We start from the raw sequence: 15,519 nt of genomic DNA on the forward strand, positions 1-15,519 counted from the left end.
TCAACGGATAAAAGCTACCCCGGGGATAACAGGCTTATCTCCCCCAAGAGTCCACATCGACGGGGAGGTTTGGCACCTCGATGTCGGCTCATCGCATCCTGGGGCTGTAGTCGGTCCCAAGGGTTGGGCTGTTCGCCCATTAAAGCGGTACGCGAGCTGGGTTCAGAACGTCGTGAGACAGTTCGGTCCCTATCCGTCGTGGGCGTAGGAAATTTGAGAGGAGCTGTCCTTAGTACGAGAGGACCGGGATGGACGCACCGCTGGTGTACCAGTTGTTCTGCCAAGGGCATAGCTGGGTAGCTATGTGCGGAAGGGATAAGTGCTGAAAGCATCTAAGCATGAAGCCCCCCTCAAGATGAGATTTCCCATAGCGTAAGCTAGTAAGATCCCTGAAAGATGATCAGGTTGATAGGTTCGAGGTGGAAGCATGGTGACATGTGGAGCTGACGAATACTAATAGATCGAGGACTTAACCATATAATATGTAGCAAATGTTATCTAGTTTTGAAGGAATATATATTAAAATTTCTTCTTGACATTTCGAAAGAAATGTTTATAATGATAAAAGTCTGGTAATGATGGCAGAGAGGTCACACCCGTTCCCATACCGAACACGGAAGTTAAGCTCTCTAGCGCCGATGGTAGTTGGGACCTTGTCCCTGTGAGAGTAGGACGTTGCCAGGCTAATATTATTCCGCAGTAGCTCAGTGGTAGAGCTATCGGCTGTTAACCGATCGGTCGTAGGTTCGAGTCCTACCTGCGGAGCCATTATGCTTCCATAGCTCAGCTGGTAGAGCACTTCCATGGTAAGGAAGAGGTCACCGGTTCAAGCCCGGTTGGAAGCTTGGGAATAGGTTTAAAACTTTTTTGGCCCGTTGGTCAAGTGGTTAAGACACCGCCCTTTCACGGCGGTAACACGGGTTCGAATCCCGTACGGGTCACCACTTTTGGAGGATTAGCTCAGCTGGGAGAGCACCTGCCTTACAAGCAGGGGGTCGGCGGTTCGATCCCGTCATCCTCCACCATATATATTTAAAATGTCGGAGGGGTAGCGAAGTGGCTAAACGCGGCGGACTGTAAATCCGCTCCTTCGGGTTCGGCAGTTCGAATCTGCCCCCCTCCACCATTTTCTTTAAAATAACCTGAGAGGGTTTATTTTTTTGAAAAGATAACCATACTAGTAAATATTAATGGGCTATAGCCAAGCGGTAAGGCAACGGACTTTGACTCCGTCATGCGCTGGTTCGAATCCAGCTAGCCCAGCCATTTACGAGCCATTAGCTCAGTTGGTAGAGCATCTGACTTTTAATCAGAGGGTCGAAGGTTCGAGTCCTTCATGGCTCATCATTTTTGCGGAAGTAGTTCAGTGGTAGAATACAACCTTGCCAAGGTTGGGGTCGCGGGTTCGAATCCCGTCTTCCGCTTAATTAATAAGGGGCCTTAGCTCAGCTGGGAGAGCGCCTGCCTTGCACGCAGGAGGTCAGCGGTTCGATCCCGCTAGGCTCCATCTAAATAAAAAAGCTTACATCATACGATGTAAGCTTTTTTTGTGTTTAAAAAGACAACTTTTATACTTGTCGTTTAAAATGAAGAAAACGTAAAAATAAGGGATGGGGAGATAATTGTGAAAGTTGTTATTGCATCTGATTCATATAAAGAAAGCCTAAAAGCTATAGAAGTATGTGGAGCTATTGAAAGAGGTTTTAGAGCAATTTTTCCTAATGCAGAGTATGTGAAAATACCAATTGGAGATGGAGGAGAAGGGACGGTTGAATCACTTGTTGATGCTACAGGGGGGAGAATTATATCAATTAGTGTGACAGGACCGCTTAGAGAAGGTATACAAGCTTTTTATGGCATTTCTAAAGATAAAAAGACAGCGTTTATTGAAATGGCAGCAGCATCAGGATTACAGCACGTTCCAGTTGAAAAGCGCAACCCACTTATTACAACGACAAAAGGAACAGGAGAACTTATATTACATGCGCTAGATCAAGGAGTGGAGTACATAATTTTAGGACTTGGAGGAAGTGCTACAAATGATGGCGGGGCAGGTATGTTAGAGGCTTTAGGAGTAAGGTTTATAAATGGTAAGGGTGAAGTAATAGATCCATCTGGAGGCACATTACACTCGATTGTTACTATTGATTTTTCACGAATGGACCCACGCTTAAAGGGGGTAAAGATAGAAGCGGCATGTGATGTGGATAATCCATTAGTCGGAATGCAGGGAGCATCTTTCGTATTTGGGAGACAAAAGGGTGCAAATATCGAGATGATGAAAGAGCTAGATGAGAATTTACAACATTATGCGAATATGCTTAAACGATATGTATCTTTTGATGTATCTGAAATACCTGGTGCAGGGGCAGCGGGAGGAATGGGAGCGGCTGTTATTTCAGTGTTAAAGGGAGACTTGCGTAGGGGCATTGAAATTGTATTAGATTATACAAATTTCGATAAACATATAGAAGATGCACATCTTATTATAACTGGTGAAGGTAGAATAGATAAACAAACTGCATATGGAAAGGCTCCTGTGGGTGTTGCGGGGCGTGCAAAACGTTTTTCTGTGCCTGTAATTGCTATTGGAGGGTCTGTATCATCTGATTGTTCAGCTGTGTACGAGAAAGGAATAGATGCGGTATTTAGTATCACAACGAGACCGATGACACTAGAAGAAGCATATAAAGTAGCAGAAGAAAATATTGAAATGACAACGAAGAATATTGCAACAGTATGGAAAATAGCATCAGAAAAACACTTCTAAATATAGGAGTGTTTTATTATTATTATTTAATAATAGTGATTGCGATTGTTTCATTAAGTTAACTTTATACATAGAATAGTCTTAAAATTTGGTTTTCAACGTGAATATAAGTGAATAAATTGTATATCCATACAGAAAAATGTCGAGTTGAGTCAGACTATATAAAAGATTTAAAATATTTAGTGAAGGCATAAAAGGGGGATACTATCTATGAAAAAAGAAATCTCAGTTATTGGAGTTCCAATGGATTTAGGACAGATGCGTCGTGGAGTTGATATGGGACCGAGCGCGATCCGTTATGCAGGGGTAATTGAAAGAATTGAAGAAATTGGATATGACGTTAAAGATATGGGAGATATATGTATAGAGAGAGAAAAAGAGATAGATGAAAATACAAAATTAAGAAACCTTACACAAGTTGCAACTGTATGTAATGAATTAGCAAGTAAGGTGGATCATATTATAGAAGAAGGTCGTTTTCCACTTGTATTAGGTGGTGACCATAGTATTGCTATCGGTACATTAGCTGGTGTAGCAAAACATTATAAAAACTTAGGCGTTATTTGGTATGATGCACACGGTGATTTAAATACAGAGGAAACTTCACCATCTGGAAATATTCATGGTATGTCACTTGCAGCAAGTTTAGGTTATGGACATTCTTCACTTGTAGATTTATACGGAGCATATCCAAAGGTGAAAAAAGAGAATGTCGTAATTATCGGTGCGCGTGCATTGGATGAAGGAGAAAAAGATTTCATTCGCAATGAAGGTATTAAAGTGTTCTCAATGCATGAAATTGATCGTATGGGGATGACGGCTGTGATGGAAGAAACAATCGCATATTTATCTCATACCGATGGTGTACACTTATCATTAGATTTAGATGGTCTTGATCCTCATGATGCACCAGGTGTTGGAACGCCTGTAATTGGCGGTCTATCTTATCGTGAAAGTCATTTGGCGATGGAAATGTTAGCAGAAGCTGATATTATCACATCTGCTGAATTTGTTGAGGTAAATACGATTTTAGATGAGAGAAATAGAACGGCAACAACAGCAGTTGCTTTAATGGGTTCTTTATTCGGTGAAAAACTAAAATAAATGTAAGAAAAGCAACTGAGAAGTTGCTTTTTTTATTTGAAAATAAGCGTATAATAATGATTTATATTATACTGTACAATAAAAATGTTTGACATCTTACCAATTTGAGCTAAAGGGGGTTGTTTGTAATTGTCGTTTGTTTCATGTATGGTATAATTAACTAGTTGTTGGAAATACATACAGATAGAGCATAAAACAATATTTCAATATATGGATAGAATTGCTCGTAAGTAGGAGGAAGGGATAGCATGCCTTTTGAAGATACGACCATTTTGAAATATCTTAGTACGGCATTAGATATTGCCATTGTATGGTTTATTATATATAAGCTAATTCTTATAATCCGAGGGACGAAAGCTGTTCAACTTTTAAAAGGGATTACAGTTATTATCGTCGTTAAGATGATCAGTATTTTCCTTGAATTGCGTACGCTATCTTGGCTAACTGAACAAGTATTAACGTGGGGATTTTTAGCCGTTATTATTATCTTTCAGCCAGAATTGCGAAGAGCACTTGAGCAGCTAGGGCGCGGGAGTTTATTTTCGCGTGTTGGAACGCATGAGGATGATGAACCTGAAATGGTTGCAACAGCGATAGCAAAAGCAACCGAATATATGGGGAAACGTAGAATTGGTGCATTAATTACTTTGTCAAAAGAGACCGGTATGGGTGATTATGTGGAAACGGGTATTCCGCTTAATGCAAACGTATCATCGGAATTACTTATTAATATTTTTATTCCAAATACACCTCTTCATGACGGAGCGGTAATTATGCAAGGAAGTACAATTAAAGCAGCAGCATGCTATCTTCCATTATCAGAAAGTCCGTTTATTTCTAAAGAATTAGGAACTAGACATCGTGCTGCAATGGGAGTTAGTGAAGTTACTGATAGTATTACAGTAGTTGTGTCTGAAGAAACTGGTCAAATTTCTTTAACGAAAAATGGTAAGTTGCATCGTGATTTGAAGACAGAACAGCTGAAAGATATGTTATTAGCTGAATTTAGTGGAAACGAAAAAACGACTTCTTCGTCTTTATGGAATTGGAGGAGAAAGCGTCATGGATAAGTTAATGGAGAATCATTGGTTTTTAAAAGGGATCTCATTACTATTGGCGTGTATGCTTTTTATGTCAGCGACGTTAACTGAAAAAAATACGACATCAGGTATATTACCTTTTGCAAATGATACGAAAGAAACATTAACTAATTATGCTATTAATCTTAAGTATGATGAGGAGAAATATATTGTAAGTGGTATTCCGGCAGAGGGCGTTAAAGTAAAATTAGAAGGCCCAAAAGCATCAGTTGCTACAGCAAAAGCAAAAAAACAATTTGACATACCGGTTGATTTGCGAGATAGTCCAAAAGGAACTTATGAGATTTCTTTAAAAACGAACGGGCTTCCAGATGATGTGAAAGGAACAGTTCAGCCATCAACAATTAAAGTTACTCTTCATGAAAAGGCGAGAAAATATGTTCATGTAGATCTGAAATTATCAAATGAGGATCAGATGCCAGCGGGGGCTACTCTAGAAAAATCAAGCCTTAAACCGGATACTGTTGAGGTAGTTGGGACGAAAGAAGAAATTGAAAGCATTTCCTCTGCCAAAGCGTATGTTGATTTAAAAGGTGTTAATAAAACTGTTACAAAAACGCCCGAAGTTACATTATACAATAAAGAAGGAAAACGTTTAAATGTAAGAACAAGTCCATCTAAGATTAGTGTAACGTTGAATGTGGCAACGCAAACTACAGCCAATAATACTGAAAAAACTGTTCCTGTAACGTATACGAAGAAGGGGAGTTTAGCAGAAGGATTGGCGGTTACAAATATCAGTGTTGAACCGAGAGAAGTAACGATAGCTGGTCCAAAAGATATTTTGGATAATATACAATCGCTAGAGGGGGTCGAAGTAGATCTTAGTCAATTGACAGAGTCTACAACATTCGATGCCTCTGTTTTATTACCCAAGGGTGTAACAAGTGCAAAACCGAATCAAGTGAAGGTTTCGGTGGGAGTGCAAAAAACAAAACAAACGAAAACAAAAACGATTGATGGTATCCCAATCCAGAAAAATGGACCGTCTAAAGATGTTACTGCTCAGCTACTTTCGCCGCAAGATGGAAAGATAAGTGTTGATATTTCAGGAGAAGCAAGTATAGTAGATAAAATAACAGCTGCTCAAATAACAGCGGTAATTAATCTGCAAAATGTATCCTCAGGGACGAAAGATATTTCCATTCAAGTGAGCGGTCCTGGTAATATTTCAATAGAGCCAAAACAAAAAAGTGCTAAAGTTACTATTGTGAAGAAAGAAAAACCAGATAAAGAAGTACAGGGTAATGGTCAACAACCGGATTCAAATACGGATCAAGAAAATCAAAATGAGAAACCAAAAAATCCTGAACCTGATTCAGAAAAAGAACAGGAAAAGAATCAAAACCAAAATCAAAATCAAGATAAAGATAAAGAAACGAGTCAAGAACCAACAGTAGATAATCAAAAAGAGCAAGAAAAAGGAGCGAATCATAATGGGTAAATATTTTGGTACAGATGGAGTACGCGGAGTTGCAAATAAGGAGTTAACACCTGAATTAGCTTTCAAAATTGGACGTTTTGGTGGTTATGTATTAACAAAAGATACAGATCGTCCAAAAGTAATTATCGGTCGTGATACACGTGTATCTGGTCATATGTTAGAAGGAGCTTTAGTAGCAGGTCTATTATCAACTGGAGCAGAAGTAATGCGCCTTGGCGTTATTTCTACACCGGGCGTTGCTTATTTAACAAAAGCACTAGATGCACAAGCGGGTGTTATGATTTCTGCATCTCATAATCCAGTACAAGATAACGGTATTAAATTCTTTGGTTCAGACGGCTTTAAATTAACAGATGAGCAAGAAGCTGAGATTGAAGCTTTATTAGACAAAGAAGTTGATGAACTACCACGTCCGACAGGTACTAATCTTGGACAAGTGAGCGATTACTTTGAAGGTGGACAAAAATATTTACAGTACATTAAACAAACTGTTGAAGAAGATTTCTCTGGCCTACATATCGCTTTAGATTGTGCACATGGTGCAACTTCTTCTCTAGCTCCATACTTATTTGCAGACCTAGAAGCTGATATTTCAACAATGGGAACTTCTCCAAACGGTATGAATATTAATGAGGGTGTAGGATCTACACATCCAGAAGGCTTAGCTGAATTGGTAAAAGAAAAAGGTGCGGATATCGGACTTGCTTTTGATGGCGATGGCGACCGTTTAATTGCTGTAGACGAAAAAGGAAACATCGTTGACGGTGATCAAATTATGTTCATTTGTGCGAAATATATGAAAGAAACTGGTCAATTAAAACATAATACAGTTGTTTCAACTGTTATGAGTAACTTAGGTTTTTACAAGGCACTTGAAGCAAATAATATTACAAGTGATAAAACAGCAGTTGGTGACCGCTACGTAATGGAAGAAATGAAGCGTGGGGGTTACAACCTAGGTGGAGAACAATCAGGCCATATTATCTTACTTGATTACATTACAACTGGTGATGGAATGTTAAGTGCACTTCAACTTGTAAACATCATGAAAATGACGAAAAAGCCATTATCTGAGCTTGCAGGAGAAATGACGAAATTCCCACAATTGTTAGTAAACGTTCGTGTAACAGATAAAAAATTAGCATTAGAAAATGAAAAAATTAAAGAAATTATTCGTGTTGTAGAGGAAGAAATGAACGGTGATGGCCGTATTCTTGTTCGTCCATCTGGAACAGAGCCACTTATTCGTGTAATGGCAGAAGCACCAACACAAGAAGTTTGTGATGCATATGTACATCGCATTGTAGAAGTTGTGAAAGCCGAAGTTGGCGCTGAATAATTAGCTGAATTTATATGAAAAAGGAGCACAAAAAGTGCTCCTTTTTCATATGTTTTATAGACGATGAAAAAAATTTCATTGACGGTTTATCCATGTTTGTTATAAGATGGTCTTGTTCTTTTTCTCAAAGGAAATATTGTAAATTATAAAAGCGCCAGAACTACAAATAGTGTAGTTGACGAGGTGGGGTTTATCGAGATTTCGGCGGATGACTCCCGGTTGTTCATCACAACCGCAAGCTTTTACTTAAATCATTAAGGTGACTTAGTGGACAAAGGTGAAAGTGTGATGAGAGAAGAGGAACGGATGAAAACTAGCTGTATAAGTATATACGGACTTAAACCCAATCGAGAGGAAGGTGAAAGCCGTTACAAGCTTACAGGGCTAGCAATATGTAATCCGTTTTTTAGTATAAATAAAAATGGTATCGGACTATGTCGTTACATGTTCGCAGAGCAGTGTAAGCATTTGTAACGGCGACTAAACATGTGTGGAATCGTAGGATTTATTGGAGAGCAAGATGCAAAGGAAATTTTATTAAAAGGTTTAGAAAAGCTAGAATATCGTGGATATGATTCAGCAGGTATTGCAGTACAAGCAGAGAACGGTGTTGTTGTATACAAAGAAAAAGGCCGTATCGCAAAACTTCGTGAAATCGTAGATGAGAACGTAGCAGCAAGCGTGGGTATCGGACACACACGCTGGGCTACACACGGTGTTCCAAGTAAAGTAAACGCGCATCCGCATCAAAGTACATCAAAACGCTTTACATTAGTTCATAACGGTGTAATTGAAAACTATGAATTAGTGAAAAAGGAATATTTACAAGATGTAACGTTCGTAAGTGAAACAGATACAGAGGTTATCGTACAGCTTATGGAACAACAAGTGAGCACAGGATTAAGTGTAGAAGAAGCGTTCCGTAATACGCTATCTCTTTTACATGGCTCTTATGCAATCGGATTACTTGATGCTGAAAATCCAAACATGATTTATGTTGCTAAAAACAAAAGCCCGCTATTAGTAGGTGTTGGTGACAACTTTAATGTTGTGGCAAGCGACGCTATGGCGATGTTACAAGTTACAGATCAATTTATTGAGCTAATGGATAAAGAAATCGTAATCGTAACGAAAGAAAGTATTACAATTAAAAACTTACAAGGTGAAACGATTGAACGTGCACCGTTTACAGCGGAATTAGACGCAAGTGATATTGAAAAGGGAACATATCCTCATTTCATGCTTAAAGAAATCGATGAGCAACCACTTGTAATCCGTAATATAATTCAAAAGTATCAAGATGAAAATGGCGAAATTGAATTAAATCAAGACATCCGCAATGCGATTTTAGATAGCGATCGTATTTACATCATTGCATGTGGAACGAGTTATCATGCAGGTCTTGTTGGAAAACAATTTATCGAGAAGTTTGCAAAAATGCCAGTTGAAGTACACGTGGCAAGTGAATTCTCTTACAACATGCCATTATTAACAGAAAGACCATTCTTCATTTACATTTCACAAAGTGGTGAAACAGCTGATAGCCGTGCAGTACTTGTGCAAACAAATGAAATGGGCCATAAAGCATTAACAATTACAAACGTGCCTGGTTCTACGCTTTCTCGTGAAGCTGATTATACACTTCCGTTATACGCTGGACCAGAAATTGCAGTTGCATCAACGAAAGCTTACACAGCACAGCTTGCAGTACTTTCAATTTTAGCGGCTGATATTGCTAAAGCAAAAGGTGAAGTTCTTGATTTCGATTTAACACACGAACTAGGACTTGTAGCAAATGCAATGATAGAACTTTGTGATCAAAAAGAAGAAATGGACGCATTAGCAAAACAATTTTTAGCAACAACGCGTAACTGTTTCTTCATCGGCCGTAGCGTAGACTTCTACGTAGGATTAGAAGGTGCGTTAAAACTAAAAGAAATCTCTTACATCCAAGCAGAAGGATTCGCTGGAGGAGAGTTAAAACACGGTACAATCGCTTTAATTGAAAATGGTACACCAGTTATCGCACTTGCTACACAAGAGCACGTAAACCTTGGAATTCGTGGTAACGTGAAAGAAGTAGTAGCACGCGGGGCTAACCCATGTATCATCTCAATGAAAGGCTTAGAAATGGAAGGTGACAGCTTCGTATTACCAGCTGTACACGAAGCGCTAGCACCGCTAGTAGCAGTTATTCCATTACAACTTATCTCATACTACGCAGCGCTTCACCGCGAGTGTGACGTTGATAAGCCACGTAACTTAGCTAAGTCTGTTACTGTTGAGTAGGAGATTGGTAGGTTAATAAATATATGTTGAAATACAAAAAAGTCGGGAACTGAACAAAAAAGTCAGAAACCAGACAAAAAAGTTAGGAACCGAACAAAAAAGTCGGGAACTAAAATAGTAAGAAAAAAGCATGGCGAATGCCATGCTTTTTTCTATCTTATTAGCAGATTCACCTGAATATTTATAATTTGTATTTTGTCCAATCATCACTTAGATCAATACAATTCAAATCTCTAATTACATTCCAAGGTAACATCCATTTATTGGTTTTTGATAATATCAATAAGTGGAAAGATATTGGCATCCCAGAACTTTGTTTAATTAAATAGTTTCGGATTTCTTCAATATCAATAAAATTTTTATCACCCAATTCATACTCCACTTTATAATGTTTGGGTTTGGAGATATTAAACAGAGGATCCCCATGTAAGTGTTCTAGTTTATCAACCAAAAACTTTATTGTCATATAAACAGACTCACTATCCACAGATCGGGCAATTAATTCATCTGTCAGTAAGGAGACAGCTTCAGATAAATACAATATGTCTTTAAAACTAACATTTAGCTCATAATGCTTGTTTCGGTCCTCAAACGAAAAGTATAGGTCTCCACAGACATTGGTGCCCCAGTTACCATGAATTATTTTATTTCTATAAATTGCAAGCTTCTTATAAAGCTTAAAAAATACCTGTATAAGCGGCTGTTCGTTAATGAGAGATGTAGGATATTTAAATTCTGATAATCCATTCGAATGTTCATATAACTTTATTTTTTTAGCGAACTGAAATGGAACATTACTCTCATTTTCTTCTAATATCCATTCAAAAATCATATCGAGAGCTTTATAACATGTAACAAAAAGTAAAGGGCTTAAATTTTCGAGAACTTCAATTCTTTTGCTCGAGCCGAACTCCGCATACATTTCTAATTTATGAGTCTTTAAACCGTCTAATTGAAATGTCACAGTTGAATCAGACGTTATCCCATATCCTTTTTCAACAGCTAAAACAGATTCTCTCAAAACCCATCTTTCATAGCCCAGTTTTTCTACTAAATCTTGACCTCTGAACAACTTTTTCAACACCTTTATATGAATTTCCTAACAAATAAAATAGCGAAAGGTTCCTTGTTTATTATTTAAACGATTTACTGAACAGGTCCAGTTTATTAAGGTCTTCAATCATTTCTTCATTACTTGGGATTATTCGACCGATAGCATGAGATTCATCATGTACATACGTGGATGTCTGTGTCATGCCTTCTGTTACGAGTTGGACAATCTCATCTGTGAATTTAATCTTACTAAGTCTTTGCGTTTGTACACTTGGATTGAACCGTTCGACAACACCGTTTAATAACAGTTCTTCAACTGCTCGTTCCCATGATTCCCTAAGTAGCATGTACCATGTTTTCACGTTTGGGATATACATATCAGGATCTAATTGGCTTTCTAACTTTTTTAACTTTGGTAGTTCATTTCTCAAGTATTTAATTCTTTTATTGGTTGATAGGGTTATCCATGGCATTTCTGTTTTTGCAATCCCTGCTCTATTACCGTTTCTCCTTACAGAACAATAAGATGCGTTCACGTTTTGTAAATTAGCATGTTTTTGTAAGGTATGTAGGAACACGATGTCATGTGTAAAAATAATGACTTGCCGTTTTTTTGCTTCCTGTATCAATCGATGAGCTACATACTCTCTCCTACTGTGATCTAAAGAGGAGACCGGATCATCCAGTATGATTCCTCCATTTGATGGTATAGAAGAAATTTCAGCAAGGAAAAAGGCTATTGATAATGTCTTTTGTTCTCCTTCGCTTAGGATTTCGTTAATGTTTATTTTCGGGCTGGAATCCAAAGCAAGTTTTATCGTGGTTTTACCTTTTACCCCTCTGCTATTTAGCTTGAATAAAATGTGTTCCCTTCTTAGTTGCTTTAGTTCTTTTTCAATTTCACTCTTAAACTTGTCGAGCAACAATGAACTAGATAATTCGTTATATTTTCTTGTCAATTTTGTTGTATCCAGCGATTTTATTGCTTTATCAATCTTGACGACTTTCTGATGAATTTTTACTAAACGATGGACATCATCTATCCTTTTAAATATTTTTTCTTTTGAAACCAACTCGTTTTGTTCTGCTAATAATTCTGCTGAATTGTCTTGCTTGGCTAGTGTTTTTAAATGCTCCAATTCACTGTTTTTAATCTCTAACCAATGTTCAATTTCTTTTAGCGGCGGTAATTTAACTTCTGAAATATCCTCTAAGGACAGGTACTTATCGTCCTCGGCGTTTTGTAATAGCGTATTAATTTTTATTGCTGATTGGATGAATAATTTCACTTTCATATCCAATTCAGGCGAATCATGAGAAAAGAAGGTACGAACAGAGGAATCTGTCACTTTTGTGAATGGTAAAGATTTTAATTTAACTATTAAATCGTGTCTTTGAGCGTGTAACTGAGCTGTCTCTTGACTGATACTGTCATTAACGAATTCCTCAAAACCCGTTAAGCGCATTTTAGCTTCTTCCTTTAATTCTTGTTGGCACAACAAACATCTCGCTTCATTATCGACATAAGGAAATGATTGTTCAGGATAAACCATTTCATGATATTGCTTGGCGGTGTGCCAGAGTTTTTTCCAAGGGTTACTGCCAACACCATCTAAAGGTTGTTCTACGAACGCTTCACGAGTTAAAACTTCCAGTGTTGCTTTCGAATCAAGGTATCTTCGATGTAACGAAACAAACTCTTTAACCTTTTCAAAAGATAATTGGTTATGAATTTGTTGGAGGTTGTTTTTTAAGTTTGTAATATCGTTTATGTTCCTTTGAAGCTCATGTATCAACTTAATAGGATTTGAATCTATAAGAACATTTAAATCTTTTGAAATCTGATTAAGCCGTTCCTGATCTTGTTCTGTAAAGGTACAATTCTGTTGAATGTCATTTTCCTTCGTTTTGTAAGAAATGGATTCAACAAACCTTTTGGCATTAGAAGGGCTAGTTAACTCATGGAATGAAGGTAGTGTTTCTAAAAAATTATCTTTTACCTGTAATAACTTTTGTTTTATTTCAGTTTGATGTCTAGCAAGATCATCGAAGATTTTAAATTCAGTTGGAATAAATACAACTTCGTTTTCAGATTCTGCATAAATTCTCGCACAATCAGTGTCGAAAATACTAATAGATGTTAACTGCTGCTCAGGCGCGGTATTTACCACTCTATTTATAATGGCTTCTTTACCATTTTGCTGTACATAAATGTCGGCTGTGCTTGTTGAATCGATGGTTTTATAAATATTTGGATGGATCTTTGTTTTATCATCCACAGCTCGGCAAGCCTGCTTTAACACCTTAGCATAACTAGATTTGCCAGCGGAATTTTCACCGTATACAACCGTTAGCCCATCTGGTAAGAATTTAAGCCCATGCTCCGGTTCAATAGCGGCAATATTATTGAGGTTTTTTAATGCAGTAATCTTAATAGTATCTTTAGGGTTCTTATTAGGGATATGATTTTTTTCTAAAGGAGTGATGTTTAAAATCCTCTCAGAAAACCCGTTCTCATAAAGGATATTATCTATTACTTCGTTTATGTCTTCATTTTCCAGCTCAGATTTTTGATAGAGCTTTCTGATTAAATCATTTTGCCATTTAGGAAGCCCTAATGACCATTCCCAAATATGTTCATTAAATTCCATATAATTCCCTCCTCTGACAATAACTTAAACCATTCAACAAAAGAGAACAACATATTTTTGAAAGTTGTAGAAAAATGACATAATTATTATTTTTATTAAGATAGAAAAATCTAGGGGATGAGTATTTATTCTGAAAAATCGGAAATCACTTTAAAAAGAGAGAAATAAGGGAGAGGGAAATATGTATGTCGATAATGTTCGAAATACAATTAGCAGATTGGAACAGGGTGAATATGAGGAATATTTAAAAAGGCTGCGATCAGTTTTAAGGAGAAAATACAGCAAAAATGTAAAACCATCCGAACTTAAACGGCGTGTTGATGAATTTGTTTCTGGAAAAGATCCTAAAATTGAATCATTCGAAGCCTACTTAATAACATTTGATGAGCTATCAACTAACGGAGCTATGAATGTATTACATAACAACAATGTAAGGATGCCAAAAAACTGGCGACAATTACTCCTTAAGGTAACAGAGGATCGAACACTTTCCCCCGAAGCCATCAAACATTTAGAGGAAGAAGAAATTCTAATTGAAATAAAAGCATTGTTTTACTATTCTATTGAATACTGTAAAAGCGAAAACAGGGATAAATTTTTTGAAAATCTGCATCATTTTAATGGATTTTTAAAAATTGCATCCAATAAAAAATGATCTGTTTGGTAAATTAACAGGTCGTTTTTTTAATTAAGGTGGTTTATAAATGACGTTGTTTGTTCATAATGATAGAAAAATGTAATATGTAAATTACTGGAAAATAAATTCATCTCAAAAATTTAAGCGAAATTGAAATGAAAAATAAAGAAAAAGATACTTTTTAAAAATATTTTTCATAAAAAATATTTTTTTGGTAAAAAACGAAAATGGAAAATTTTATAACATGTAAGGCGGAAAACTCCTGTTTATGATAGGAGCATGGAAACTTTCAGCAAAGGGTGACAACTATGTCCAAGAGGAAAACTGAATTAACAGAAAAGAAAATTGCCGAAATGGAAAAAGAAGGTCGAGGGCAAGGGACTGGAGAGGATTATAAACCATGGATTAATATTCAGGATTTCCCGTCCAATGGACTGGCTACTAGGGGAAAAGGGTGGAAAACAAATCGCATCCACCAATTTTTATCCAAATTGGAACGTGATTACTTCTATGTGTTGGAATGGAACAACATTGTTGTCGATATAAGAGAGCAGTTTCCGCTAACCCGCGAAGATACCTGGCACATTGCAGATGAAAAAGGAATTAAACATCCGACTGATCCGAAATCACAAATCCCTATTGTGATGACAACTGATTTTCTTATAACTATAAAAGGCTCGACAGGTAAAAAGCATGTCGCTCGAACTGTAAAACCATCTAAAGAATTGGAAAATGAGCGGATTATAGAAAAATTTGAAATTGAACGTTCATATTGGGAAAGTCGCGGAATTGACTGGGGAATCATCACCGAAAAGGAGATTCCGAAGGATATGGTTGCAAATGTGGAATGGCTCCATTCTTCATATTTTGAAATTGAGGATTTGCCTGTCTCTACAATTAATACCTACACCCAACAGTTAAAGTCATTTATCAAAAAATATAACACTTCCATTATCGAAATGGTGACAGAATTTGATAAAACCTTTCAACTTGAAAATGGAACAAGTTTAGACATCCTTAAATATTTGATCGCTCGAAAAGAAGTATCTGTTGATATAACGAAGAAAATTTACACCCATCTTTGGGTGGAGGATGTATTTAATCTTGATTCTATATAAGAAAGAAGGAATGT

11 protein-coding genes, 9 tRNA genes and 2 rRNA genes (1 of these 22 cut by a window edge) are annotated in these 15,519 nt (G+C 37.1%); 20 read left to right on the forward strand and 2 right to left on the reverse strand.

Annotated elements, in window-relative coordinates; genetic code table 11:
- The 18 genes from ACX9TM_RS00885 to glmS form a co-directional block, all read left to right on the forward strand.
- Nucleotides 1–477, forward strand: a 23S ribosomal RNA gene (locus tag ACX9TM_RS00885) (it extends 2,445 nt beyond the left edge of the window).
- Between the two features lie 91 nt (nt 478–568).
- Nucleotides 569–684, forward strand: a 5S ribosomal RNA gene (gene rrf, locus ACX9TM_RS00890).
- 9 nt (nt 685–693) lie between these two features.
- Nucleotides 694–768: transfer RNA gene (locus ACX9TM_RS00895), tRNA-Asn, on the forward strand.
- Between the two features lie 4 nt (nt 769–772).
- Nucleotides 773–845, forward strand: a tRNA-Thr gene (locus ACX9TM_RS00900).
- A gap of 24 nt (nt 846–869) precedes the next feature.
- Nucleotides 870–944: transfer RNA gene (locus ACX9TM_RS00905), tRNA-Glu, on the forward strand.
- A gap of 5 nt (nt 945–949) precedes the next feature.
- A tRNA-Val gene (locus ACX9TM_RS00910) sits at nt 950–1,025 on the forward strand.
- 17 nt (nt 1,026–1,042) lie between these two features.
- A tRNA-Tyr gene (locus tag ACX9TM_RS00915) sits at nt 1,043–1,126 on the forward strand.
- A gap of 65 nt (nt 1,127–1,191) precedes the next feature.
- Nucleotides 1,192–1,266 (forward strand) — tRNA-Gln (locus ACX9TM_RS00920).
- Nucleotides 1,267–1,271: 5 nt separating this feature from the next.
- A tRNA-Lys gene (locus ACX9TM_RS00925) sits at nt 1,272–1,344 on the forward strand.
- Between the two features lie 8 nt (nt 1,345–1,352).
- Nucleotides 1,353–1,424: transfer RNA gene (locus tag ACX9TM_RS00930), tRNA-Gly, on the forward strand.
- Nucleotides 1,425–1,434: 10 nt separating this feature from the next.
- A tRNA-Ala gene (locus ACX9TM_RS00935) sits at nt 1,435–1,507 on the forward strand.
- A 117-nt stretch (nt 1,508–1,624) separates the two neighbouring features.
- Nucleotides 1,625–2,770, forward strand: coding sequence for a glycerate kinase (locus tag ACX9TM_RS00940; protein ID WP_000869588.1), 1,146 nt, complete (start codon nt 1,625–1,627; stop codon nt 2,768–2,770).
- Between the two features lie 210 nt (nt 2,771–2,980).
- Entirely contained in the window at nt 2,981–3,874 is an 894-nt protein-coding gene (rocF, locus tag ACX9TM_RS00945) for an arginase (protein WP_000711563.1), read from the forward strand.
- Nucleotides 3,875–4,122: 248 nt separating this feature from the next.
- Nucleotides 4,123–4,944: a diadenylate cyclase CdaA gene (gene cdaA / locus ACX9TM_RS00950; protein ID WP_001115697.1), complete on the forward strand. Its 822-nt coding sequence runs from the start codon at nt 4,123–4,125 to the stop codon at nt 4,942–4,944.
- Nucleotides 4,937–6,418, forward strand: a complete 1,482-nt coding sequence (locus ACX9TM_RS00955) for a CdaR family protein (RefSeq protein WP_048538434.1) — start codon at nt 4,937–4,939, stop codon at nt 6,416–6,418. Before cdaA ends, ACX9TM_RS00955 begins: the two co-directional genes overlap by 8 nt.
- A complete protein-coding gene (gene glmM / locus ACX9TM_RS00960; protein WP_000521476.1) occupies nt 6,411–7,757 on the forward strand; it encodes a phosphoglucosamine mutase in 1,347 nt (448 codons plus the stop codon). The genes ACX9TM_RS00955 and glmM overlap by 8 nt, the downstream gene beginning before the upstream one ends.
- Before the next feature lie 288 nt (nt 7,758–8,045).
- Nucleotides 8,046–8,231 carry a hypothetical protein gene (locus ACX9TM_RS00965; RefSeq protein WP_001206405.1) on the forward strand — a complete coding sequence of 62 codons (186 nt, stop codon included), beginning with the start codon at nt 8,046–8,048 and terminating at the stop codon, nt 8,229–8,231.
- A 12-nt stretch (nt 8,232–8,243) separates the two neighbouring features.
- On the forward strand, nt 8,244–10,046 hold the full coding sequence (gene glmS / locus ACX9TM_RS00970) for a glutamine--fructose-6-phosphate transaminase (isomerizing) (RefSeq protein WP_000334163.1): 1,803 nt from the start codon (nt 8,244–8,246) through the stop codon (nt 10,044–10,046).
- Nucleotides 10,047–10,227: 181 nt separating this feature from the next.
- Here glmS and ACX9TM_RS00975 read toward each other — a convergent pair whose 3' ends face one another.
- Together ACX9TM_RS00975 and ACX9TM_RS00980 are read right to left on the reverse strand one after the other, a co-directional pair.
- Nucleotides 10,228–11,118 (reverse strand): hypothetical protein, encoded by an 891-nt coding sequence (locus ACX9TM_RS00975; RefSeq protein ID WP_049106473.1) that lies wholly within the window; start codon nt 11,116–11,118, stop codon nt 10,228–10,230.
- A 61-nt stretch (nt 11,119–11,179) separates the two neighbouring features.
- On the reverse strand, nt 11,180–13,750 hold the full coding sequence (locus tag ACX9TM_RS00980) for an AAA family ATPase (RefSeq protein WP_049106472.1): 2,571 nt from the start codon (nt 13,748–13,750) through the stop codon (nt 11,180–11,182).
- Nucleotides 13,751–13,931: 181 nt separating this feature from the next.
- Between ACX9TM_RS00980 and ACX9TM_RS00985 the strand changes: the two genes are divergently transcribed.
- Complete coding sequence (locus ACX9TM_RS00985; protein WP_049106471.1) at nt 13,932–14,405, forward strand: hypothetical protein; 474 nt, start codon at nt 13,932–13,934, stop codon at nt 14,403–14,405.
- 290 nt (nt 14,406–14,695) lie between these two features.
- Nucleotides 14,696–15,505 (forward strand): TnsA endonuclease N-terminal domain-containing protein, encoded by an 810-nt coding sequence (locus tag ACX9TM_RS00990; RefSeq protein WP_049106470.1) that lies wholly within the window; start codon nt 14,696–14,698, stop codon nt 15,503–15,505.
- Nucleotides 15,506–15,519: the final 14 nt, after the last annotated feature.

Source organism: Bacillus sp. LH1, from assembly GCF_057924895.1.

Coding starts and splice junctions, on each gene's coding strand:
- rocF (WP_000711563.1), top strand. CDS start 2,981: ATGAAAAAAGAAATCTCAGTTATTGGAGTTCCAATGGATTTAGGACAG.
- cdaA (WP_001115697.1), top strand. CDS start 4,123: ATGCCTTTTGAAGATACGACCATTTTGAAATATCTTAGTACGGCATTA.
- ACX9TM_RS00955 (WP_048538434.1), top strand. CDS start 4,937: ATGGATAAGTTAATGGAGAATCATTGGTTTTTAAAAGGGATCTCATTA.
- glmM (WP_000521476.1), top strand. CDS start 6,411: ATGGGTAAATATTTTGGTACAGATGGAGTACGCGGAGTTGCAAATAAG.
- ACX9TM_RS00965 (WP_001206405.1), top strand. CDS start 8,046: ATGAGAGAAGAGGAACGGATGAAAACTAGCTGTATAAGTATATACGGA.
- glmS (WP_000334163.1), top strand. CDS start 8,244: ATGTGTGGAATCGTAGGATTTATTGGAGAGCAAGATGCAAAGGAAATT.
- ACX9TM_RS00980 (WP_049106472.1), bottom strand. CDS start 13,750: ATGGAATTTAATGAACATATTTGGGAATGGTCATTAGGGCTTCCTAAA.
- ACX9TM_RS00985 (WP_049106471.1), top strand. CDS start 13,932: ATGTATGTCGATAATGTTCGAAATACAATTAGCAGATTGGAACAGGGT.
- ACX9TM_RS00990 (WP_049106470.1), top strand. CDS start 14,696: ATGTCCAAGAGGAAAACTGAATTAACAGAAAAGAAAATTGCCGAAATG.